Here is a 22,081-nt window from a genome sequence, read left to right as displayed (position 1 = left end):
GTTAGCTGCTGACCGGCTCGATGTGCTGTGCGGCACCCTCGGACAAGACAGTTTCCATCCGGTTCCGGCGGCGAAAACCATAGGGCGGACACGATCACCGTGTCCGCCCTGGTCACAAAAGTCCGAACTCAGTCCTCGTCGTCGTCCTCACGAGGCGCCCGGTACGGGTCGGCCTCCCCTGCCGGAGACGCCCCCGCGGACCGGCGAGCCACTTCGGCATCGGCAGCCTGAGCCTTGGCGAGCAGCTCTTCCATCTTCCGCGCCTCGTCCGGCACGGTGTCGGTCATGAACGTCAGCGTGGGCGTGAAACGAACCCCCGTCTGAGCTCCGACCATGGACCTCAGCACACCCTTGGCCTTCTCCAGGGCCAGTGCAGCTCCGACGTAGTCGGGCTCCACGTCCAGGCGCTCACCGAGAACGGTGTAGTACACAGTCGCGTCGTGCAGATCCCCGGTCACCTTGGTGTCGGTGATCGTGACCCGAGCCAGCCGCGGATCCTTGACCTCATGCTCCAAAGCCGAAGCGACGATCTGCGAGATCCGCTTGGCGAGCTTGCGGGCACGTGCCGTGTCGGCCACGAGCCTCCCCTTCCTAGTCGTCCTCCGGCCCGACGAATCGCGTCCGGGCCCGAAAGGCAATAAGCACAGTGCAGTTCCAGTTCGAACCGCGGTCACTCGTCCTCGGGCCCTACCAGCCTTGTCCGGGCTGAAAGCAAGTCCAGTTCGGGACGTCCCGCGACCAGCCTTTCACAGCCGGACAGAACATCCCTGACGTGCTCCAAGTCGGCGGCGACCGCCGCCACACCGATCAGGCTGCGCCGATGCAGGTCCAGATGACCGGCCTCGGAGACAGCAACCTCGAAGCGCTTGCGCAGTTCGGCCACCAAGGGCCGGATCACCGAGCGCTTCTCCTTCAACGAGTGGACGTCGCCCAAGAGCACGTCCAATTCCAGAGCACCCACGTACATGGGCAAGATCCTCCAGAAGAAAAGGGTGCGGAGCCATCGGTTAAACGGCTCCGCACCCTTCACCTACCGACTAGGCGCGCGGCTTCTCGCGCATCTCGAAGGTCTCGATGACGTCTTCCAGCTTGAGGTCGCTGTAGTTGCCGAGCGTGAGACCACACTCGAAACCTTCGCGGACCTCGGTGGCGTCGTCCTTGAACCGCTTGAGCGAGCTGATCGGGAGGTTCTCCGCGATCACCTTGCCGTCACGGATCAGGCGAGCACGCGCGTTGCGGCGGATCTCGCCCGACAGGACCATGCAACCCGCGATCGTGCCGACCTTGGAGGACTTGAAGACGTCGCGAACCTCGGCGCGGCCGAGCTGGACCTCTTCGAACTCCGGCTTGAGGAGACCCTTGAGGGCCGCCTCGATCTCGTCGATCGCCTGGTAGATGACCGTGTAGTACCGGACGTCCACACCTTCGCGGTTCGCGAGCTCGGTCGCCTTGCCCTCGGCCCGGACGTTGAAGCCCAGGACGATGGCGGAACCGGCCACGGCGAGGTTGATGTCGCCTTCGGTGATGCCACCGACACCGCGGTGGATCACGCGCAGCTCGACGTCGTCGCCGACCTCGATCTTCATGAGCGCGTCCTCGAGGGCCTCGACGGTACCCGAGTTGTCACCCTTGATGATCAAGGTGAGAGCGCTGGTTTCCTTGAGCGCTGCGTCCAGGTCTTCCAGGCTGACGCGCTTGCGCTTCGCCGCGTTGGCGGCGTTGCGGGTGCGGGCCTGACGACGCTCGGCGATCTGGCGGGCGACGCGGTCCTCGTCGACGACGAGGAACGAGTCACCTGCACGCGGCACCGAGGTCAGACCGATGACCTGCACCGGACGCGACGGGGTCGCGACGGTGACGTCATCGCCGTGCTCGTCGACCATGCGGCGGACGCGACCATAAGCGTCACCCGCGACGATCGAGGAACCCACACGCAGCGAACCGCGCTGGACGAGCACTGTGGCGACCGGACCGCGACCGCGGTCGAGGTGCGCCTCGATCGCGACACCCTGGGCCTCCATGTCCGGGTTGGCCCGGAGGTCCAGCGAGGCGTCGGCGGTGAGCAGGATGGCATCGAGCAGGCTGTCGATGTTGATGCCCTGCTTCGCCGAGATGTCGACGAACATCGTGTCGCCGCCATACTCCTCGGCGACCAGTCCGTACTCGGTCAGCTGCTGACGGATCTTGGAGGGGTTCGCACCCTCCTTGTCGATCTTGTTGACCGCGACCACGATCGGCGCCTGAGCTGCCTGCGCGTGGTTGATCGCCTCCACGGTCTGCGGCATCACGCCGTCGTCAGCGGCGACGACGATGACCGCGATGTCGGTCGCGTTCGCACCACGAGCACGCATGGCGGTGAACGCCTCGTGACCCGGGGTGTCGATGAAGGTGATGAGCCGCGGGTTGCCCTCGAGCTCGGTCTGCACCTGGTACGCACCGATGTGCTGGGTGATGCCACCGGCCTCGCCCTCGGCCACCTTCGCCTTGCGGATGGTGTCGAGCAGTCGCGTCTTACCGTGGTCGACGTGACCCATGACGGTCACGACCGGCGGACGGATCTGGAGGTCGTCCTCGTCACCGGCGTCCTCGCCGTAGGTGATGTCGAACGTCTCGAGCAGCTCGCGGTCCTCCTCCTCGGGGGACACGACCTGCACGACGTAGTTCATCTCGGTGCCGAGCAGCTCCAAGATCTCGTCGGACACCGACTGGGTCGCCGTGACCATCTCGCCCAGGTGGAAAAGCACCTGCACGAGCGACGCCGGGTTGGCGTTGATCTTGTCGGCGAAGTCGGTCAGCGAGGCACCGCGCGGCAGGCGGATCGTCTCGCCACTGCCCTTGGGCAGGCGGACGCCACCGACCGAAGGCGCCTGCATGTTGTCCATGTACTCCTGGCGCTTCTGCCGCTTGGACTTGCGTCCACGACGCGCCGGACCGCCCGGACGACCGAAGGCACCAGCGGTACCACCGCGACCAGCGCCGCCGCCGCCACCGGGACGACCGCGGAAACCGCCGCCACCACCGGCAGGGGCACCGCCGCCTGCGCCGCCGCCACCGCCGGGACGGAAGCCGCCACCGGCGCCACCGCCGCCACCGGGACGGAAGCCACCGCCACCGCCACCGCCGCCACCGGGACGGAAGCCACCGCCACCGCCACCGCCGCCACCGGGGCCTCCGCGGAAGCCGCCGCCACCGCCGCCGCCCCCACCGGGACGACCGCCGCCACCGCCGCCCCCACCGGGACGGCCACCGCCGCCACCGCCGGGACCAGGCCGGTTACCGGCCGGACGGTTGCCCGGCATCATGCCGGGGTTCGGCCGCGGGGGCATGTTGCCCGGGTTGGGACGAGGACCGCCCTGACCGGGGCCACCGGGACGAGGACCGCCCTGGCCGGGGCCGGGACGACCGCCACCCTGCGCGGCAGCCGGACGCTGACCACCCTGACCGGGCGCACCGCTCGGACGGGGGTTCGCCGGACGAGGCTCGCCGGGCTTCCCGCCGCCTGCGGGGCGGTCGCCGCCCTGCTCGGGGCGCGGGCCGGGACGAGGTCCGGGACGCGGCGACGGAGCGTTGCCGCCACCGACGCCGAAGGGGTTGTTGCCCGGACGCGGGCCACGCGGACCGGCAGGCTTGGCAGCCTGCGTGCGCGGCGGCACCACGGACTGGGGCTGTGCACCAGCGGACGCGGCCGGGGCCTGCGGCTGCTGGGGCTGTTGAGGCTGCTTCTCCGGAACCGGAGCCGGGCGCGGGCCCGGACGCGGACCGCTACCCGGCTTGGAGCCGGGAGCCGGGGCAGCCTTGGGCGCGGCCGGAGCCTGCGCGGCAGGAGCTGCCGGTGCGGCGGCCGGAGCCTCGGACTGCACGGGTGCCGGTGCGGGCGCCGCGGGAGCCGGAGTCTGCGCGGCAGGAGCTGCCGGAGCGGGCTTCGGCGCCGGCGGGCGCGGGGCGGCCGGACGAGGTCCGGGCATGCCCTTGGCCGCAGCGGGCTTGTTGTCGTCGGCCGCCTGCTTGGCGTCCGCCGGTGCGGCGGGCGCTGCGGCGGCAGCGGGTGCGGGTGCCTTCGGCTTCGGAGCGGACGGCTTGGGAGCCGGCTTCGAGGACTTGGCTTCGTAGGCGTCACGAAGCCGCCGGGCCACGGGGGCCTCGACGGTCGAGGACGCGGACTTCACGTACTCGCCCTGTTCGGCGAGCTTGTTGAGAACTTCCTTGCTCGTAACACCAAGCTCTTTTGCGAGCTCGTGCACGCGGGCCTTGCCTGCCACTGCTCTCCTAGGTCGTGAGGCCGGCGGGCAAGTCCCATCGACCTCGTCTTAACGTCGCGCGTTCATGTCTTCAGCTTCACGGCTGACTCATGACGGGTCGACCTGCTTCCTTGATGCTTGTTGGCCGCGGGGCTGTCCCGAGGCCAAGTTCCCTTGCTGCTGCTCCACGTGCTCGCGCAGCGAAGCGACGTCGAGTGCTCCCTGGACCTTGAAGGCCCGCGAGAACGCCCGTCGCCGCTCGGCGTTGCGGAGACATTCGAGATCGAAATGCAACCAAGCACCTCGACCAGGAAGCCGCCGACGGACGTCCGGAACCACCGAACCGTCCACCGCGACCACACGCAGCAGCTCAGACGGCAACGTCCGGGTACGGCATCCGATGCACGTACGAACAGGGCCGATGTGCTGGGAAACCGATCCCGACGTTGAACCGTTGATAATTCTATCCCCTGGAGCTCATTCAGCCGAACCGGAGGTGACCGCACCGGCGGCCGGAGCCTCCGCGTCACTGCGGATGTCGATGCGCCAGCCCGTCAGACGGGCGGCCAGGCGGGCGTTCTGGCCCTCCTTGCCGATCGCCAGCGAGAGCTGGAAGTCCGGCACCACGACGCGCGCCGTCTTGGCACGCTCGTCGAGCACCCGTACGGACACAACCTTGGCCGGGGACAAGGCATTCCCGACGAACGTGGCCGGGTCGTCCGAGTGGTCGATGATGTCGATCTTCTCGCCACCGAGCTCGTGCATGACGTTGCGCACACGGGCACCCATCGGGCCGATGCAGGCGCCCTTGGCGTTCACTCCGGCAACCGTTGATTTCACGGCGATCTTCGAACGGTGACCTGCCTCACGTGCCACCGCGGGGATCTCCACGGTGCCGTCCGCGATCTCCGGGACCTCGAGGGCGAACAGCCGCCGCACGAGGTTCGGGTGGGTCCGCGAGAGAGCGATCTGCGGCCCGCGGGCACCGCGCGACACGCTCACGACGTAGCACTTGATGCGCTCGCCGTGGTTGTACTGCTCGCCCGGCACCTGCTCGGCCGGCGGCAGCACACCCTCGGTGTCGCCGACCTGCACGACGACCATGCCGCGGGCGTTCGCACGGGCGTCGCGCTGGACGACACCCCCGATGATCTCGCCCTCCTTGGCGGCGAACTCACCGAACGTGCGCTCGTGCTCGGCGTCGCGCAGGCGCTGCAGGATGACCTGACGCGCCGTCGTGGCCGCGATGCGGCCGAAGCCTTCCGGAGTGTCGTCCCACTCCTCCCGGACCGCGCCGTCCGGCGCCAGGTCCTGCGCGATCACGCGCACGGCACCGGTCTTGCGGTCGATCTCCACCTTCGAATGCGTGGCATGCCCTTCGGTGTGCTTGTAGGCGGTCAGCAGTGCTGACTCGATCGCCTCCAGGACCGTCTCGAAGGGGATGTCCTTTTCACGTTCGATCGCCCTCAGGGCGGCGATGTCGACGTTCACCTCGGCTCCTCCTTCGGTGCTTTCCGAGTGAGCCGAGCCAGTTCCTCGACCGGCGGCTGCTTGAACTCGATCTCCATGACCGCACGTTCGATGTGGCGGTACTCCACGCGTCGCAGCTCGTCCTTGTGCAGCAGCTCGACCCCGGTCTCGTCGCACTCGCCGACCCGGCCGAACCACTCGGGCTGGTCGGGCTGCTTGATCTTCACGAGACGCAGGTGAGCGCGCTTCCAGTGGCGCGGGCGCGTCAGGGGACGGTCGACACCCGGCGAGGTGACCTCGAGGGTGTACGGCCCGTTGATGATGTGGTCGTGCTCGTCGAGTGCGGCGGAGACCACGCGGCTCGCCTCGGCGACCTCGTCGAGCCCGATCCCGTCCTCGCCGTCCACGACCACTTTGACCAGACGGCGGCGCCCAGCCTGATTCACGTCGAGCGCGTCGAGGTCGAAGCCGGCGGCTTCGAGAGCTTCCCGCACAACGGGTGCTAGCTGCGCGGAAAGCTCTCCGCGCGGCGGGCTGGACACGTGGTGTCTCCTTCAGTTCGAACGCATGAAAACCCCGGCCGACGGTATTTCGGCGACCGTGGACGACCAGACTATCTCGTTCGCCCGGCTCCCACCGCGCCGCACGGCTGCTGGCAACATGGGCCGTGTGATCTCCGAATCGGTCAGCCGCCGCCGGGTGCTGTTCGCGGTGGCCGCCGCGCCGCTCGCCGTCGCGTGCACCGCAGAACCTTCGCCGCCACCGCCGCCGGACCCGCTCTCGGCCCTCGCGGCGCAGGCCCGTGCGGACGCCAGGCTGGCCCAGGCGCTGACGACGGTGCCCGCGGCCGCGGAGATCGCGAAAGCCCGTGCGACGCACGCCTCACTGCTGCAGGCCGAGGTCGATCGCGAACGCCCGCCGCAGTCGTCCACCGTGCCGCCCGCTCCCACCGCGCCGCCCACGCCGCCGGACCCGCTGGCCGCGTTGCGCACCGCGCTCGACGAGGCCGTCCGCGAGGCCTCGGCCACCGTCACCTCGTTGCCCGCCTACCGCGCCGGTCTCGTCGGCTCGGTGGCCGCCGGCTGCGCCTCGCTGCGAGAGGTGCTCGCATGAGCGTGGAATCCGTGCAGACCGCGCTCGGCACCGAGCACGCGGCGTTGTGGACCTACGGCATGGTGTCGGCGTTCCTGAACGAGCAGGCCGCCGCCGTCGCGGAGGGCTCGACCCTGCACCGCGCGCGCCGGGACACGACGGAGCGGTGGCTGCGTGACCACGGGGCGACCCCGAACCCGCCCGCCGCGGCCTACCTGCCGCCCGCACCGGTGTCGGACGGGCCTTCCGCACTCGCCGCGCTCGTGGCGGTCGAGCAGGACACCTGTGCCGCGTGGCGAGGTGTGCTGGAGCGGACCGACGACTCCGGGCTGCGGACGTCGGCGCTGGAGGCGCTGACGACGGCCGCCGTCCGTGCGACCCGCTGGCGCAAGGCCGCGGGCTCGGCGCCGGCATCGATCACGATGCCGGGTGTCGCCTCGGGCTGAGGGCTAGTTGCCGAACGACGACGCGAGCCTGATCGCGTCGTTGGAGACCCTCTTCATGTCCTTGTTGTGCGCGAGCGCGTCGGCACCCCTGGTCGGTGAGTCGGACTCGACGATCACGACCAGCTCGTCGCGTTGCTCGGAGGCGTATCCGCCGTTGGCCAGCGTGGTCAGCGGCGGCACGCTGATGGCCTTGTCCAGCACCAGGTCCTTGACGTTGCCGGTGCCGTCCTTCTGGGTGAGCTCCCGCAGCTGCCGCGCCTCGTCCGCCGTCTTCATCTTCACGACGGACACGGACGAGTACACGGTGCGGCCGTCCGGCAACTTGGCCGTGTAGAAGGCGCGCGTCAGCTGCAGGCACGGCGTGGTCTTGAAGAACGCCTGCGTCTGGCTCGTCGCGTGGGCCGCGCAGTCGCTGTCCTTCACCGGTTCCGGCAACTCCGGCACGGTGGTGAACTCGAACTCCCCCGCGGTCTTCTGCGGTTGTGCGACCGGCTGGTCGACCGGGTTCGACGGCTGCAGCACCCACCACACGAACCCCGACACCACCGCGACGCCGACGAGCGCCAGCGCCTTGCCCACCCACGTCGACTTACGCTGGGGCGGAGGCGGTGGCGGGGGCAGCTGCCCCTGACGGTTGTCCATGATCGACTGCAGCTTCATGAGCTCGTCGGCCGGATACAACGGCGCGGTGTCGGTAGGCCTCGGTGGGAAGCGAGGCAGGTTCTGGGTCACCTCTTCAGGTGACTGGCGTGGTTCCGACACAAGGACCCACGGTAACGGACGGCAGTCACGCGAGCGCTTCGAGCACCCGGTCAACGTCCTCGATCGTGTTGTACATGTGGCACGCATACCGCGTCCGACCTGCACGAACCGAAGATACGACCCCCTGAACGGGTGGCCTGGCGACGGAGACGATCGCCGAGGCGTTGGGCGGCAGACCCAAACCGGCCAGGAGGCGATCCGTCAGGCTCACGCAGTGCGCGCGCACTGCTTCGAGGTCCAAAGAGGCCACCCACGGGAGCGCGACCGCCGCACCGACGTGTGAGAACCACGTCGGCGAGAGGTCGAACCGCCGTGCGTCCGAACGGAGCACGAGGTCGGTGCCGTAGTTCTCGCCGGTGCTGTACCAGTTGGCCGCCAACGGCTTGAGGGACGCCATCCGGTCCGGGCGCACCGCCATCCAGGCCGCGCCACGCGGTGCCATCAGCCACTTGTAGGCCACGCCGACGACGAAATCGGCCCACGCCAACGACAACGGCCGCCACCCGGCGGCCTGCGACACGTCGAGCAGCACGGGTTTGCCCGAAGCGCGCAACGCTGCGAGGTCAGCGATCTGGCCGTCCGCCGACTGGACCACGCTCGTGGCGACGAGGTCGGCTTCCTCCACCGTGGACACGATCTGGTGCCCGGCCGCGACGAACGGCAGCGTGACGCTGGTGAAGTCGCCGGGGTCGGCGAAGACCTTCGAGCCGGCCGGCAGGGACTGCGCGACCAGTGACACGAACTGCGAAACCGTCGCGCCGCAGGCAACTGAGGCCGCGGGCACCCCGACCAGCCGCCCGAACGCCTCGCGCGAGGTCTCGACGACCGCGTTGAACGTGGACGACGTGTCCCGGCCGCGCCGCCACCGTTCGTGCGAGGCCGCCACCGCGTCGGCGACGTGCCGGGGCGGCACACCGATGGACGCCGTGTTCAGGTAACCGGGCTCGACGTCGAAGACCGCTCCGAAGGCCTCACGCATGCGCGAGCTGCTTGTCGCGCTTGCGGCGCGCGTAGACCTGCTTCTTCACCCGTGCGATCACGGTCCCATCCTGCCCGACGACGTCGGTCTCGAACCAGATCAACGCCTTCTCGCCGTCCCTGGTCTGGTCCAGGACCTCGGCGACGTGCTCGTCGGTCAGCCGGAACTCGGCGTGCACGGTGCCGCGGCCGGGCGCGACGAACTCGATCTCACCGGCCTGGTCCCACACCACGTGCTCGCCCTTGAGCTGGTTGAACAGCAGCAAGACCCAGAACGGGTCGGTCATCGCGAAGAGCGATCCGCCGAAGTGGGTGCCGAAGAAGTTGCGGTTCCACGGACGCAGGCGCATCCGCACCCGTGCGTACCGGTAGTCCGGCGAGATCTCCACGACGCGGATGCCGGCGAACAGGAACGGCGGCCACAGGTTCATCCCGAAGCGCAGGCGGCTTGCCTTCATACAAAACAGTGTTACACAACGTCCGCCAGACTGTCCGCAACTTCCTCCGGCGAGGGCGTGTGACGTATCTCCCGAGCTAGCTGACCAGCGGCTTCCCGGTAGGACGAGTCGGTGAGCAGCCGTCGCACGCAGTCCGCGATCGGTCCGGCACTGAACGCGGCCGGCCGCAGCGCCGCACCGGCCGCGACGAGCGCGTCCGCGTTGCCGAACTGGTCCGCCCCCTGCGGCAGGACGACCTGGGGCACGCCGGCGACGAGCGCGCCCAGCATCGTGCCGCTGCCGCCGTGGTGAACGGCGACGTCCGCGTACCGGAGCACCTCCGCCTGCGGCAGCCACGGGTAGACCGTCACGTTCGGCGGCACGTGGCCGAGCGTGACGTGCGGCGCGGCCACGACCACCTGCACCTCGGGGATCTTGCCGAGCCCCACGACCGCCTCGGCGAGCAGTTCCCGCGTGCCGAACGCCGTGCCGAGCGTGAGGTAGACCAGCTTCCCGGCCGTGCGCACCGGCACGTCACCGGGCGTCGAGAACGGCACCGCCCGCAACGGGATCCGCTCCTCCCGCAGGAAGTTCGCGTCCTGCAACGAGGGCGGGCAGATGTCGAGGTGCCGCCCGCCGGTGGGCCGAACCAGGCCGATCCCGGCGGGGAACATCCGCCCGAACCCGTGCCACAGCGCGGGAAACCCGCGGCGCCGCGCCTCGGCGACGACCTCGGGCACCGCCCACCCGCCGATCACGAGGTCGGGCAGCAACCGCTCCAGCTCCTGCGCGATGTCCTCGGCGTAGATCTCGCCGAACACCAGCCCCGGCCGGAACGGCCGCAGCCCGAGCTTCCCGAGCACCGGGTGCATCTCCTCGCCGACCGCGAAGTGCACCTCGTGCCCGGCTTTGTGCATGGCCTGCGCCAACGGGATCAACGGGTACGTGTGGCCGGCGGCGGCCATGCTGGCGAAGAGCACGCGCATGCCGTGACGATACTGAGTCCTCATGGGAACCAACCGCGAGAAGATGATCAACGGCGAGCCCTACCTGGCGGCGGACCCCGAGCTGGACGCGGACCGGCGCCGCGCCTGGCGCGAGATGGCCCGGTTCAACGCGCACGACCCCGAGGACCTCGACGGGATGTACGGCATCCTCAAGGGGTTCGTGGCGGAGATCGGCGAGAACTCGACGTTCCTGCAGCGCCTGCAGATCGAGTACGGCTACAACACCCGCATCGGCGCGAACACCTTCATGAACTACGACGGCATCATCCTCGACTGCGGCCCGGTGACCATCGGCGACCACGTGATGATGGGTCCGCGCGTGCAGTTGCTGACGGCGTTGCACCCCATCGAGGACCACGACGCGCGCATCGAGGGCTGGGAGACGACCGCACCGATCGTCATCGGGGACAAGGTGTGGTTCGGCGGCGGCGTGATCGTGTGCCCCGGCGTCACCATCGGCAACAACACGGTGGTCGGCGCGGGCAGTGTCGTGACGCGCGATCTGCCTGCTCACGTGCTTGCGGTCGGCAACCCCGCGCGGGTGGTTCGTAAGATCTGAGGTCATGCGCAGCGAGGAGATCGAGATCCGCACCGGCTCCGACGAGGTCGTGTACGACCTCACGCGGGAGTGCCAGCGGTTCCTCGACAGCGAGGACGGCGACGGCCTGCTGCACGTGTGGGTGCCCCACGCGACGGCCGGTGTCGCCATCATCGAGACGGGCGCGGGCAGCGACGACGACCTGCTGACCGCGCTGGAACGCATCCTGCCCCACGACGTGAAGTGGCAGCACCGGCACGGCACTCCAGGCCACGGCCGCGACCACGTGCTGCCCGCACTGGTGCCGCCCTACGCGACGATCCCCGTTCTGGGCGGGGTGCTGACGCTCGGCACCTGGCAGTCCATCTGCCTCGTCGACACCAACGTCGACAATCCCGTCCGCACGGTCCGGCTGAGCTTCCTGGCAGGCTGACGGCACTCCTGGCGCGTACCGGCTCCACCGGGCCCGGCCGGCCTCGAAGTAGCGAACGCAGACCTCGCGCCGTACCCGTTCCTCGTCGAGATCCCAGAGGCGCAGCGTGGCGTACGGACGATAGTCGCCGTTCTCCTTGCGCCACAGCCGGATCGCACCGTCGCCGGACGCCGCGAACATGGTGGCGTCGTCGTTGAACGCGATGGCGTTCGTGATGCCGGTCAGCCCGGTACGCGGGGCCCCTTGACTGCGAACGCGAACAACACGGTCAGCTCAGTGAAGCCCTGCTGACCTCGCGATCAGGGTCCGCCGCGTCGAGGGGGCGCGGCGGACCCGCCTCTTTGCCCACGAGCAGCAGGACGAGGCCGACGAGCGCGATCCCGCCGAACACCCACCACTCGGTGCTGATGGAGCCGTCGTACATGAGGCTGCGCAGGCCTTCCGCCGAGAACCGGAACGGCGTCCACGACCACAGGACCGCCTTGTAGACCGGGTTGAGCAGTTCGGGCACCTGGCCCGCGACCGCCGGTGCCATCAGGTAGAGGATGCCGAGGACGCCCATCGCGCGGATGCCGAGGTGTTTGAACAGCCCGGCCTGCAGAAGCGCGAACGACACGGCGACGGCGAGCATGAACGTGAGCGCCTGCGCGGTGAACGTGACGCCCCACCAGGCCAGCAGGCCCACGGTCGAGCCGGTGACGAGGACGGCGGCGGTCACCGCCGACAGCCACCTCAGCCTCCTGCCCTTCAGCACCACGAACAGCAGTCCGGCGATCATCCCGCCGACCCACAGCAGCGCGGACGCGGCGAGCGGCGCGGTGCGTTCGGCGGCGGTGGGGGTGGTGGCCTCGACCTTGACCGGCAGTCCGGCACCTTGCGCGATACCGGTCAGCACCTGCTGGGCGACCTGCGTGCCGGACGGGTTGACCGCCGGGTTCAGCCGGATCGTCGCCTGGCCGGGCGCGACCTCCAGCACCCCGTAGACCTCCTTGTCCCGCAGGAGGTTCCGGGCCTCGTCCGCGGACACGACCCGGACGTCGATCTCGGCGGAATCGGCTCTCGCGACGCGTTCCGCGATAGGCGGAGGCCCCACCACGGCGAGCGGAACGTCGTGCGGGTGCACGGTCGCCTGCACGCCGAACGTCAGCAATCCCAGCAGGAACGCCACCACAGCACCTGCGACGGCGGTGACCAGCACGGTGCGCATCATCGGACCCCTTAGTTCATCAGGCGTTGAATTTAACGGGAACGCTACGCCCCCTCCGTCACGGAAGTCAACGCGTGATGAATTGAACCGCTGTCAGACCCACCAGGTACCGTTTGCCCGTGACTTACCCAGGTGGCGGCGGACAGGGCGGCTGGAACGACCAGCAGGGCTGGGGCCAGCAGCAGGGTGACCCCCAGAGCGGTGGCTACCAGACCGGCGGGTACCCGCAGACCGGCGGTTTCCCGGACCAGGGCCAGTTCCCGCAGCAGGGCTACGGCGGGTACGGCGGCCTCGGCGTGTACGGCGGCTTCGACAACGAGCCGCCGAAGAAGAGCAAGCAGACCCTCTGGCTGGTGCTCGGCACCGTGGTCCTGGTGCTGCTCGTCGGCGGCGGCCTCACCTGGTTCCTGCTCTCGCGCTCGGGCAACACGGCGACGAACGACCCGTCTCCGCCGCCCAGCACCTCCGCCCAGCCGACCGACGCCGCCTGCCCGAAGACCGAGGGCCAGCAGTGCGTCGAGACGGCGCTCGGCTTCAACTACGAGGTCCCGAAGAGCTGGGACATCATCGCCGACGTCAAGATCCCGGTGGAGGCCATCGCGGGCATCTCGCTGTCCGGCATCACCACCTACGGCGACTACACCTGCGAGGGCAAGCCGTTCACCAAGGGCACCAACGGCGGCACGCTGCTCCCGAAAAGCGACATCAACACCGCGGCCACCGACTTCACCAAGGCCCTCGCCGCGCAGTACTACTCGTCGGGCGGCGACCCGAAGGTCACCACGACGCAGCCGAAGCCGGTGAAGATCCAGCACACCCAGAAGGACGGCAAGAAGGTCACCATCGAAGGCGTGCAGGTGGACGCCATCGTCACGCAGACCGGCAACAAGTGCCTGGCGAGCAAGGGCATGGTCAAGGTCGTGGTGCTCAACGGCAGCAGCAAGCTGCACGTGCTGGCCGTCAACGGCGACCTGGAGGGAGGCGGTGGCGGCACCACCCCGCCGCTGCCCAAGGAGTCCGACCTGCAGAAGATGGTCGAGTCCCTGGTGCCGACCTCGTAGGACCTACCGCGCGCCGCCGTCCGATGTGGACGGCGGCAGGCAACGAGTCCACTCCCCCGCGGACAGGCCGACCGCTGAAACGCCGAACGCCGGGCCGCGCGCCCACTTCCAGCGCACCACCCGGCGTTCAGTTACCTGTTCTAGCCGGCGACGACCCGCACCAGGTGCTCGACGGCCTCGGCGACCGGCACCTCGACGCGCTCGCCGGAGCGGCGGTCCTTGACCTCGACGGTGCCGTCCTTCAGACCGCGGCCGATCACCAGGATCGTCGGGATGCCCACGAGTTCGGCGTCCGCGAACTTCACGCCGGGGCTCGCCTTGCGGTCGTCCAGCAGGACCTTGAGGCCCTTGGCGCTGAGCTGCTTCGCGAAGTCCTCGCCGGCGCCCATGAGCGTCTCGTCCTTGCCGGCGACCACGACGTGGACGTCGGCGGGCGCGACGTTGCGGGGCCAGATCAGGCCGCGGTCGTCGTGCGACTGCTCCGCGATGACCGCGACGAGACGCGAGACGCCGACGCCGTACGAGCCCATGGTGATGCGGACGGGCTTGGAGTCCGAGCCGAGGGCGTCGAGCGAGAACGCGTCCGCGTACTTGCGGCCGAGCTGGAAGATGTGGCCGATCTCGATGCCGCGCGCGGCGACCAGCACGCCCTTGCCGTCCGGGGAGGCGTCGCCCTCGCGGACCTCGGCGACGTCGATGACGCCGTCGGGGGTGAAGTCGCGGCCCGCCACCAGGTCGACGACGTGGTGGTCGGCCTTGTCCGCGCCGGTGACCCACGCGGTGCCCTTGACGACGCGGGGGTCGGCGAGGAACCGGATGCCGTTGGCCTGGATGGCGCCCGGACCGATGTAACCCTTGACCAGGAACGAGTTCTTGGCGAAGTCGGCCGCTTCCAGCATCGCGACCTCAGCCGGTTCGAACGCTGCCTCGAGGCGCTTGAAGTCGACCTCGCGGTCACCGGGGACGGCCACCGCGAGCAGCTCCCAGTCCTTGCCGGGGTGCTTGACCTTCACCAGGACGTTCTTCAGCGTGTCGGCCGCGGTGAACTTGCGGTCGGTGTTGGCGTTGAGGAAGTCCACCAGAGTCTCGATGGTGGGCGTGTTCGGCGTGTGGTGCACCTGCGCGGCGGGCTTGTCGTCGATCGACTGCTCGGCGGGCACGGGCGTGACGACGGCCTCGACGTTCGCCGCGTAACCGGACTCGGTGCTGCGCACGAACGTGTCCTCGCCCGTCTCGGCGACGGCGAGGAACTCCTCGGACGCCGAGCCGCCCATCGCGCCGGACGTGGCGGAGACGATCACGTACTCCAGGCCGAGCCGGTCGAAGATGCGGATGTAGGCGTCGCGGTGGTTCTGGTACGACTGGCTCAGGCCCTCGTCGGTGAGGTCGAACGAGTACGAGTCCTTCATCAGGAACTCGCGGCCGCGCAGGATGCCCGCACGGGGACGCGCCTCGTCGCGGTACTTGGTCTGGATCTGGTACAGCGTGACCGGGTAGTCCTTGTAGGAGCTGTACTCGCCCTTGACGGTGAGGGTGAACATCTCCTCGTGCGTGGGGCCGAGGAGGTAGTCGGCGCCCTTGCGGTCCTTGAGGCGGAACAGGTTGGGGCCGTACTCCTCCCACCGGTTCGTCGCCTCGTAGGGCTCCTTGGGCAGCAGCGCGGGGAACTGGATCTCCTGCGCGCCGAAGGCGTCCATCTCCTCGCGGACGATGGCCTCGATGTTGCGCAGGACCTTGAGGCCCAGCGGCAGCCAGGTGTACCCGCCCGGCGCGACGCGGCGGACGTAGCCGGCGCGCACCAGCAGCTTGTGGCTGGGCACTTCGGCGTCCGCCGGATCCTCGCGAAGGGTGCGCAGGAACAGCGACGACATCCTGGTGATCACGGTGGGTACTCCTCGTTCACGGGCAGTTGTAGCAGCGTACTGGTTGGATGTTTCCCGAAATCGCGCGCGGTGCTCCGGTGTGGCTTTGACCTGCGGCGACCGGAATTGTCAGACCCCCTGAGTAGCGTCCGTTCCATGCCGCTGACCATTGAGATGATCACGATCGACACGGGCGACGCACGCAAGCTCGCCGAGTTCTGGACGGCCGCTCTGGGCACCAAGATCCAGAACGACTGGGGTGAGTTCATCGTGCTCGCGCCGAACACCGCGTCCGGTCCGGCGCTCGGCATCCAGCAGGTGCCGAACGCGACGCCGGGCAAGAACAGAGTCCACTTCGACTCGCACGTGCCGGATCGCCTGGCAGAGGTGGCCCGCCTGGTCGAGCTCGGCGCCACGGAGGTCGGGGTGCACAGCGTCCCCGGTCTCGTGTGGTCGGTGCTCGCCGACCCGGACGGCAACCAGTTCTGCGTCGGCCAGGCGGGCGAGGAGCTCTAAAGCTCTTCCGGCCGCCCGTAGTCGATCCAGGTCCGCGCCACCTCGAACCCGGCGCGCTCGTACACGCCGAGCGCACTGGTCGAGTTGGCCGAGTCCACGGAGAGTCCCGCGCGGTGGTGGCCCTTCGCCCTGCCCTGAGCCAGCGTCCAGCTCAGCAGGGCGGAGGCCACGCCACGCCCGCGGTGCTCCTCCAGGGTGCCGACGTCACCGATCCACAGCTCGCGGACACCGGTCATCTCCTCGACGACCGGGTAGTGCCGCGCGAGCACGAACCCGGCCACCGCGTCGTCCGAGAGCGCCAGGAAGGAGGATTCCGGAACGAACCGCTTGTTGTCGGTGAACGACGCCGCCCATTCCTCGGGGCTGCGCTCGACCGATCCCCAGTGCTGCGCGAACGCCGCGTTGCAGACCAGGCGGACCTCTTCGTCACGGGCCGCGGAGAACGGCACGATCTCGTAGCCGGGCGGGATCGGGACCTGGGCGAGTGTCTCGCCCAGTGCCACCTCCAGCTCGTAGAAGTGGCGGTCCGCGCCGAACCCGAGTTTCTCGGCCAGCGCTATGTGCCCTTCGGACCGGCTCTCGACCATGGTGCACACGGCGAGCGGCAGGTCCGGGTGCCGTGCGACGTGGAGGTCGCGCGCGAGTTCGGCGAGGCGGGGCAGGAGCTGCAGCCCGATGCCCGCACGCCGGTACTCGGGGTGCACCATCCCGTCGAGCCGGACGCGATGTGTGCCAACGGGGTTGTCGCGCAACACGACCAGCCCGTAAGCCGCGAGCCGTCCGTCCGCGAACACGGCCAGCGACCCACCTGGCAGGTCGGCCTGGCCGAACGACTGGGCGAAGTCCTCTTCGGACATCAGTTCGCCGGTGTCGTCGACCGCCTCGGCCGTGTTGTAGAGCGCGGCCACCGCCGGGATGTCCGCTGTCGTGAGCGGGCGCCACACGAGTTCCACGCCGACTGACGCTACGGAAGGGAGATAGCCCCAACAACCGAATAACGCGTTGCCCGAGCCGTGCCACCAGAGCCATCCTGCGAGCGATGACATCTCCGGAGATCGCACCGCTGCATGAGGACCTGACGTTCCACGGACCCCTGTCCGAGGAACGAGCCGCCCGCCTCATCCGCTCGCTCATGCCACTGGACGACGCCCACGTGCTCGACCTCGGCTGCGGCTGGGCGGAGTTCCTCCTGCGCACCCTGGAAGCCGCCCCCACGGCCACCGGCACCGGCGTGGACAGGAACGCGACGGACATCGCGTGCGCCCAAGCCAACGCCGACGCCCGAGGCCTGAGCGGCCGCGTCAGCCTCCAGGTGGCCGACGTCGCCGAGTGGCACCCGGCCAGGCCGGCCGACGTGGTCATCGTCAACGGCGCCAGCCAGGTGTGGGGCGGAGACCCGTTGCAGCACACGGCGAACGCGCTCACCGAGGCCAGGAAGCTGCTCGCTCCGCGCGGCCGGCTCCTGCTCGGCGAGGGCTTCTGGGAACGCGAACCCACCGAGGCCCAACTGGCCGCGATGCCGGTTCCGCGAGACCAGTACGGCTCGCTGGCCGACCTCGTTGACCTGGCCCACCGCCACGGCTACCGCATGCTCGCCGTCGAACAGGCGAGCCTCGACGAGTGGGACGTGTTCGAGAACGGCCACGGCCTCGCCTGGGAACGCTGGCTGCGCGACAACCCCGGCTCCGAGCACGTCGCGGAGATCAGGGCCAAGGCCGACAACGCCCGCCACTACCGCCTGCGCGGATGGCGCGAAACGATGGGCTTGGCCTACCTGACGTTGCAGGCACCCTAGGGATTGCGGTCAGAGCGACGCTGGCGTTGCACGACACAACAGCTTCGGCTGGTGCGCCTCAACGCACGCGCCGCAGACCGATGTCGGTCTGCGGCACGCTCCACCGACACGGGGCAGGGTCAGTGCGCCGGAATTCCCGGCTCACAGGCCTTTCGGTGTGGCCCGCCGCGGTACCCACGCCCCCGGAGGCACGCGGTGCAGCGCCGAGTTCTTCCCTGCCGCTCCGACGACCACGCAGGTCCAGCGGTTTTCGGCCGCTGCCCTACCCTTTGACCCGTGCTGGTGCTGCTTCCCCCGTCGGAGACCAAGGCGATCGGCGGCGAGGGCGCGCCGCTCGACCTCGACGCGCTGTCGTTCCCCGAGCTCAACCCCGTGCGCGACAAGCTGGTGTCCGCGCTGGCCGATCTCGCGAAGGACGTCCCGGCGAGTCTCAAGGCGCTCGACATCTCCGAACGCCAGGTCGACGAGGTGCACCGCAACGCGTCGCTGCGCACGTCCGAGACCACACCCGCGCTGCTGCGCTACACCGGCGTGCTCTACGACAACCTGGACTTCCCGTCGCTCAGGAAGGCCGAGAAAGAACGCGCCTACGAGCGGCTTGCGGTCGCTTCGGCGCTGTTCGGGGCGGTTCGCGGCGGCGACCCGGTGCCGGCGTACCGGTTGTCCGGCGGCAGCACGCTCCCGTCGTGCGGCAGCCTGCGCACGGTGTGGAAGTCCGTGCTGGAGCCGGTGTTCGAGGAGGCCGACGAGTTCGTCGTCGACCTGCGTTCCGGCGCGTACTCGAGCCTCGCGCGGATCCCGCACGCCGTCGTCGTCCGGGTGGTCACGAGCGAGGGCAAGATCGTCAGCCACTTCAACAAGGCGCACAAGGGTCTGCTCGCGCGGGCAATCGCGAAGTCCAGCGCGGAGCCCGCGGACCTGAAAGGCCTGGTAAAGCTCGCGCGGAAGGCCGGGCTCACGATGGTGCCGACCGGCGCGAAGACCGCGGACCTGATCACCGGTTAATTCGGTTGCGCGCACCGAACGCGTGCGGCAGGCTTCTCCCCGAAGCGTGACAACGGAGCTGGATCGAGGAGGTGCGAAATGTCAGAGCCTGTCTTTGGGCGTGGCACCGCACTCGCGACCCGTCCAGCCGTCCCTCGCGCCTGATCAGCATCGTTTGATCGCAGAGCGCCAGTGGGGCGGTCACCTTCATCACCTGGGAGACCCCACCGTGCGCGAGCACGTTTTCGAACGCTACGAATCTGCTTTCGATGGCGCCGCCGACACCATGCGGCGCAAGGGAAAGCGCACCAACCGCAAGGCCGACGACGCGGAACCCACGCGTCGCGGCCGAATGACCGAAGAAGAGAAGCTGCGCGTCGCACGAGTGCGCGAGGACCAGCTCAGTTCGGCGGACACCCCCGAGGACGGCGACCGCTGGTCCACGTGGGGCGATGCCGATCAGGGTCCGAAACCGCACCCGGACTGGCTCATCACCGAACTGGCCGCGGTCGACCGCGAGCTGGGCATCGTGAAGACCGGCAAGGAGGCGGACGTCTTCCTGCTGGAACGCGCGATGGGCGACAGGTCGTGCCTGCTCGCCGCCAAGCGCTACCGCAGCAACGACCACCGGATGTTCCACCGCGACGCGGGGTACCTCGAGGGTCGTCGCATGAAGAAGTCCCGTGAGACGCGGGCGATCGCGAACCGCACCGCGTTCGGGCGCAACCTGATCGCGGAACAGTGGACGGTCGCGGAGTTCGCCGCGCTCTCCAAGCTGTGGCAGATCGGCGCTCCGGTGCCGTATCCGGTGCAGCGCAGCGGCACCGAGCTGCTGCTGGAGTTCATCGGGGACGCCGAGGGCAACGCGGCACCGCGGCTCGCGCAGACCCGTCCCGACGAGGACGAACTGCTCGACCTGTGGCGCCAGCTGGTCGCCACGCTGATGACGCTCGCCGAGGCGGGCATCACGCACGGCGACCTCTCGGCGTACAACCTGATGGTGCACGACGGCAGGCTGGTCGTGATCGACCTGCCGCAGGTGGTCGACCTCGTCGCGAACCCCCGCGGTATCGAGTTCCTCGACCGCGACGTCCGCAACATCTGCGGCTGGTTCGCCTCGCGCGGCCTGCCGCCGGAGATCGGCGACCCGTCCGCGCTGGTGGCGACGCTGCTGGACGTGGCGGGCATGGGGTGACCCATCGTCGCGCGCGCCCGGTGGTGTCCAACGACACTGCCGGGCGCGCGAGGCGTCGCCATTGATCAGCTAGACTGTGCTGTACACCGATGAAGGCCTGACGGCCGTTGACCGGTGTTTCCACCCACTCATCAGCGGCGTGACCATCACGCCGGGCCCGTCCTTGTGATCGGCACCGCGGTAGCTCGCGGGGCAGCCTCGAGACGTGCCATGTCCCGGAGGTTTGTTTTGCCATCAATGTCCGAAGGCCGTTCCGAGCATGGGCAAAGCCGCAGGTCACCGCGGCGCCGCTCGGGTCGCCAGGGCAATTCCTCGCGTCCGCAGCAGCGGGTCGAGGAACCGATCGTCGCCGAGCCGTTCGAGAGCACGCTGCCGGAAGGCCCGTTGCCCTCGTTCGCTGAACTCGGCCTTGCCGACGCGCTCATCAAGTCGCTCGTCGCCAACGAAATCACCGAGCCGTTCCCGATCCAGGCGGCCACCCTTCCCGACGCCATGGCCGGCCGCGACATCCTCGGCCGAGGCCAGACCGGCTCCGGCAAGACGCTGGCGTTCGGCCTCGCGATGCTGACCCGCCTCGCGAAGGGCCGCTCGGTGCCTCACAAGCCGCGTGGCCTGATCCTCGTTCCGACCCGCGAGCTCGCGATGCAGGTGGAGACGGCGCTCATGCCGCACGCCCGCTCGCTGGGCCTGTGGTGCCGCGTCGTCGTCGGCGGCACGTCGTTCCCGCGCCAGATCGAACACCTGCGCCGCGGCGTCGACCTGCTGATCGCCACGCCGGGCCGCCTGTCCGACCACGTCCGCCAGGGCACGTGCGACCTCGGCTCCGTCGAGATCACCGCGCTGGACGAGGCCGACCAGATGGCCGACATGGGCTTCATGCCCCAGGTCCGGGCGATCCTCGACCTGACCCCGCAGGACGGCCAGCGGCTGCTGTTCTCCGCGACGCTCGACGGCGACGTGGACAAGCTGGTCCGCCAGTACCTGCACTCCCCGGTGACGCACTCGGTGGCCCCGGCCACCGCGAGCGTCACGACGATGGAGCACCACCTGCTGCTCGTGTCCGCCGAGGACAAGCAGAACGTGGTGACCGAGGTGGCCGCGCGCGAGGGCCGCACGATCATGTTCGTGCGCACCAAGCACCACGTCGACCGCCTGGCCAAGAAGCTCCGCTCGGTCGGCGTCCACGCCGGCGCACTGCACGGCGGCAAGGCCCAGAGCGCACGCACCCGCGTGCTCGGCGAGTTCCGCGAGGGCACCACCCCCGTGCTGATCGCCACCGACGTAGCCGCCCGCGGCATCCACGTCGACGACGTGTCACTGGTCGTGCACGTCGACCCGCCGGCCGACCCGAAGGACTACCTGCACCGCGCCGGCCGCACGGCCCGCGCCGGTCAGTCCGGCACGGTCGTCACGCTGGTCACGCACGACCAGCGCCGCGCAGTCCAGGGCATGGCCGCACGTGCGGGCATCCGTCCGGAGAGCACGAAGGTGCGCCCCGGCGACGACGATCTGGCCCGCATCACCGGCGCCCGCACGCCGTCCGGCGAGCCGATCATCGAACGCGAGAAGCCGGCCCGCCGCAGCGGTGGCTCCGGCCGACGCTTCGGCGCTCCGGCCGCCGGTGGCGCCACCCGCGGTGGCTCCGGCCGCCGCACCGAGGGCGGCGAGTTCCGCAGTGGACCGCGCCGTTCGGAGCGGACCGAGGGTGGTCGCGCGTTCGGGCGAACCGAGCGCGGCACGGGTCGTCCGCGCCGGGCAGCGCCGCAGCACTGAGCTTGATCTGATCAACGGTTGAGGCCGCTTCCCTTGGGGAGGCGGCCTTTGCCGTGCGCGAGGGCGAGTCGCCTGCGACGTGAGTGGTGCCTGCGCGGCTGCCTTCCGCATTGGGGGCGGCTTCAACTGTCCACGAGACCGAAATCGGCCACGGACAAGCGATCGGCAACGACTGCCTCGATCTACTACGAAGATCGCCCGCATTAGGCGGCTTCAACCATCCACGAGACCGATGTCGCCCGCACACAGGTGATCGGCAACAGCTGCCTCGATCTACGGCCAAGGTC

23 protein-coding genes are annotated in these 22,081 nt (G+C 69.6%); 10 read left to right on the top strand and 13 right to left on the bottom strand.

The window, feature by feature from the left end; genetic code table 11:
• Positions 1-128 precede the first annotated feature (128 nt).
• The 6 genes from rbfA to rimP form a co-directional block, all read right to left on the bottom strand.
• Positions 129-578, bottom strand: coding sequence for a 30S ribosome-binding factor RbfA (rbfA, locus tag BLR21_RS26465; RefSeq protein ID WP_030479553.1), 450 nt, complete (start codon positions 576-578; stop codon positions 129-131).
• Positions 579-670: 92 nt separating this feature from the next.
• The gene (locus BLR21_RS26460) at positions 671-967 is read right to left on the bottom strand and encodes a DUF503 domain-containing protein (protein ID WP_090009953.1); all 297 of its coding nucleotides are present in this window, start codon (positions 965-967) and stop codon (positions 671-673) included.
• Between the two features lie 70 nt (positions 968-1,037).
• A complete protein-coding gene (infB, locus tag BLR21_RS26455; RefSeq protein ID WP_090009507.1) occupies positions 1,038-4,259 on the bottom strand; it encodes a translation initiation factor IF-2 in 3,222 nt (1,073 codons plus the stop codon).
• An 87-nt stretch (positions 4,260-4,346) separates the two neighbouring features.
• Positions 4,347-4,589 (bottom strand): YlxR family protein, encoded by a 243-nt coding sequence (locus tag BLR21_RS26450; RefSeq protein WP_245816273.1) that lies wholly within the window; start codon positions 4,587-4,589, stop codon positions 4,347-4,349.
• A gap of 126 nt (positions 4,590-4,715) precedes the next feature.
• Positions 4,716-5,729: a transcription termination factor NusA gene (nusA, locus tag BLR21_RS26445; protein ID WP_030479556.1), complete on the bottom strand. Its 1,014-nt coding sequence runs from the start codon at positions 5,727-5,729 to the stop codon at positions 4,716-4,718.
• A complete protein-coding gene (gene rimP / locus BLR21_RS26440) occupies positions 5,726-6,250 on the bottom strand; it encodes a ribosome maturation factor RimP (protein ID WP_090009504.1) in 525 nt (174 codons plus the stop codon). The genes nusA and rimP overlap by 4 nt, the downstream gene beginning before the upstream one ends.
• A 58-nt stretch (positions 6,251-6,308) precedes the next feature.
• Here rimP and BLR21_RS26435 point away from each other — a divergent pair, with 58 nt between their 5' ends.
• On the top strand, positions 6,309-6,821 hold the full coding sequence (locus tag BLR21_RS26435; RefSeq protein ID WP_256334948.1) for a hypothetical protein: 513 nt from the start codon (positions 6,309-6,311) through the stop codon (positions 6,819-6,821).
• Positions 6,818-7,246, top strand: a complete 429-nt coding sequence (locus tag BLR21_RS26430; RefSeq protein WP_090009501.1) for a ferritin-like domain-containing protein — start codon at positions 6,818-6,820, stop codon at positions 7,244-7,246. The genes BLR21_RS26435 and BLR21_RS26430 overlap by 4 nt, the downstream gene beginning before the upstream one ends.
• Before the next feature lie 3 nt (positions 7,247-7,249).
• On the opposite strand, the gene BLR21_RS26425 is transcribed toward BLR21_RS26430, so the two are convergent.
• From BLR21_RS26425 to BLR21_RS26410, 4 genes are read right to left on the bottom strand one after another with little or no spacing between them, the layout of a single operon-like run.
• Positions 7,250-7,978, bottom strand: coding sequence for a hypothetical protein (locus BLR21_RS26425; RefSeq protein ID WP_090009499.1), 729 nt, complete (start codon positions 7,976-7,978; stop codon positions 7,250-7,252).
• Between the two features lie 55 nt (positions 7,979-8,033).
• Positions 8,034-8,987 (bottom strand): aminotransferase class V-fold PLP-dependent enzyme, encoded by a 954-nt coding sequence (locus BLR21_RS26420; RefSeq protein ID WP_090009496.1) that lies wholly within the window; start codon positions 8,985-8,987, stop codon positions 8,034-8,036.
• Entirely contained in the window at positions 8,980-9,444 is a 465-nt protein-coding gene (locus BLR21_RS26415; protein ID WP_090009493.1) for a DUF4442 domain-containing protein, read from the bottom strand. Before BLR21_RS26415 ends, BLR21_RS26420 begins: the two co-directional genes overlap by 8 nt.
• An 11-nt stretch (positions 9,445-9,455) precedes the next feature.
• Positions 9,456-10,409 carry a glycosyltransferase gene (locus BLR21_RS26410; RefSeq protein WP_090009490.1) on the bottom strand — a complete coding sequence of 318 codons (954 nt, stop codon included), beginning with the start codon at positions 10,407-10,409 and terminating at the stop codon, positions 9,456-9,458.
• 22 nt (positions 10,410-10,431) lie between these two features.
• Between BLR21_RS26410 and BLR21_RS26405 the strand changes: the two genes are divergently transcribed.
• On the top strand, positions 10,432-10,989 hold the full coding sequence (locus BLR21_RS26405; RefSeq protein WP_090009487.1) for a sugar O-acetyltransferase: 558 nt from the start codon (positions 10,432-10,434) through the stop codon (positions 10,987-10,989).
• A 4-nt stretch (positions 10,990-10,993) separates the two neighbouring features.
• Entirely contained in the window at positions 10,994-11,401 is a 408-nt protein-coding gene (locus BLR21_RS26400) for a YjbQ family protein (protein WP_090009483.1), read from the top strand.
• A 268-nt stretch (positions 11,402-11,669) separates the two neighbouring features.
• Here BLR21_RS26400 and BLR21_RS26395 read toward each other — a convergent pair whose 3' ends face one another.
• Positions 11,670-12,608 carry an ABC transporter permease gene (locus BLR21_RS26395; protein WP_256334947.1) on the bottom strand — a complete coding sequence of 313 codons (939 nt, stop codon included), beginning with the start codon at positions 12,606-12,608 and terminating at the stop codon, positions 11,670-11,672.
• 119 nt (positions 12,609-12,727) lie between these two features.
• On the opposite strand from BLR21_RS26395, the gene BLR21_RS26390 reads away from it, so the two are divergent.
• On the top strand, positions 12,728-13,669 hold the full coding sequence (locus BLR21_RS26390; protein ID WP_143027882.1) for a DUF8017 domain-containing protein: 942 nt from the start codon (positions 12,728-12,730) through the stop codon (positions 13,667-13,669).
• Between the two features lie 140 nt (positions 13,670-13,809).
• Here the strand turns inward: BLR21_RS26390 and BLR21_RS26385 are convergent, their stop codons facing one another.
• Positions 13,810-15,552, bottom strand: a complete 1,743-nt coding sequence (locus BLR21_RS26385; protein WP_090009473.1) for a proline--tRNA ligase — start codon at positions 15,550-15,552, stop codon at positions 13,810-13,812.
• Positions 15,553-15,687: 135 nt separating this feature from the next.
• On the opposite strand from BLR21_RS26385, the gene BLR21_RS26380 reads away from it, so the two are divergent.
• Positions 15,688-16,047 carry a VOC family protein gene (locus tag BLR21_RS26380; RefSeq protein WP_090009470.1) on the top strand — a complete coding sequence of 120 codons (360 nt, stop codon included), beginning with the start codon at positions 15,688-15,690 and terminating at the stop codon, positions 16,045-16,047.
• On the opposite strand, the gene BLR21_RS26375 is transcribed toward BLR21_RS26380, so the two are convergent.
• Positions 16,044-17,000, bottom strand: coding sequence for a GNAT family N-acetyltransferase (locus BLR21_RS26375; protein WP_176929793.1), 957 nt, complete (start codon positions 16,998-17,000; stop codon positions 16,044-16,046). The genes BLR21_RS26380 and BLR21_RS26375 overlap by 4 nt on opposite strands.
• An 86-nt stretch (positions 17,001-17,086) precedes the next feature.
• On the opposite strand from BLR21_RS26375, the gene BLR21_RS26370 reads away from it, so the two are divergent.
• The 4 genes from BLR21_RS26370 to BLR21_RS26355 all read left to right on the top strand — a co-directional run bounded on the left by BLR21_RS26370 (position 17,087) and on the right by BLR21_RS26355 (position 21,794).
• On the top strand, positions 17,087-17,842 hold the full coding sequence (locus BLR21_RS26370) for an SAM-dependent methyltransferase (RefSeq protein ID WP_090009464.1): 756 nt from the start codon (positions 17,087-17,089) through the stop codon (positions 17,840-17,842).
• 276 nt (positions 17,843-18,118) lie between these two features.
• Entirely contained in the window at positions 18,119-18,847 is a 729-nt protein-coding gene (gene yaaA / locus BLR21_RS26365) for a peroxide stress protein YaaA (protein ID WP_090009461.1), read from the top strand.
• Between the two features lie 208 nt (positions 18,848-19,055).
• On the top strand, positions 19,056-20,021 hold the full coding sequence (locus BLR21_RS26360) for a serine protein kinase RIO (protein WP_420843909.1): 966 nt from the start codon (positions 19,056-19,058) through the stop codon (positions 20,019-20,021).
• Between the two features lie 237 nt (positions 20,022-20,258).
• Complete coding sequence (locus tag BLR21_RS26355) at positions 20,259-21,794, top strand: DEAD/DEAH box helicase (protein ID WP_090009456.1); 1,536 nt, start codon at positions 20,259-20,261, stop codon at positions 21,792-21,794.
• The last annotated feature ends 287 nt before the right edge of the window (positions 21,795-22,081 follow it).

Origin of the sequence: Lentzea albidocapillata subsp. violacea (assembly GCF_900100275.1) — a bacterium.
Classification (GTDB): domain Bacteria; phylum Actinomycetota; class Actinomycetes; order Mycobacteriales; family Pseudonocardiaceae; genus Lentzea; species Lentzea violacea.
This window is presented reverse-complemented; position numbering and strand designations above follow the sequence as displayed.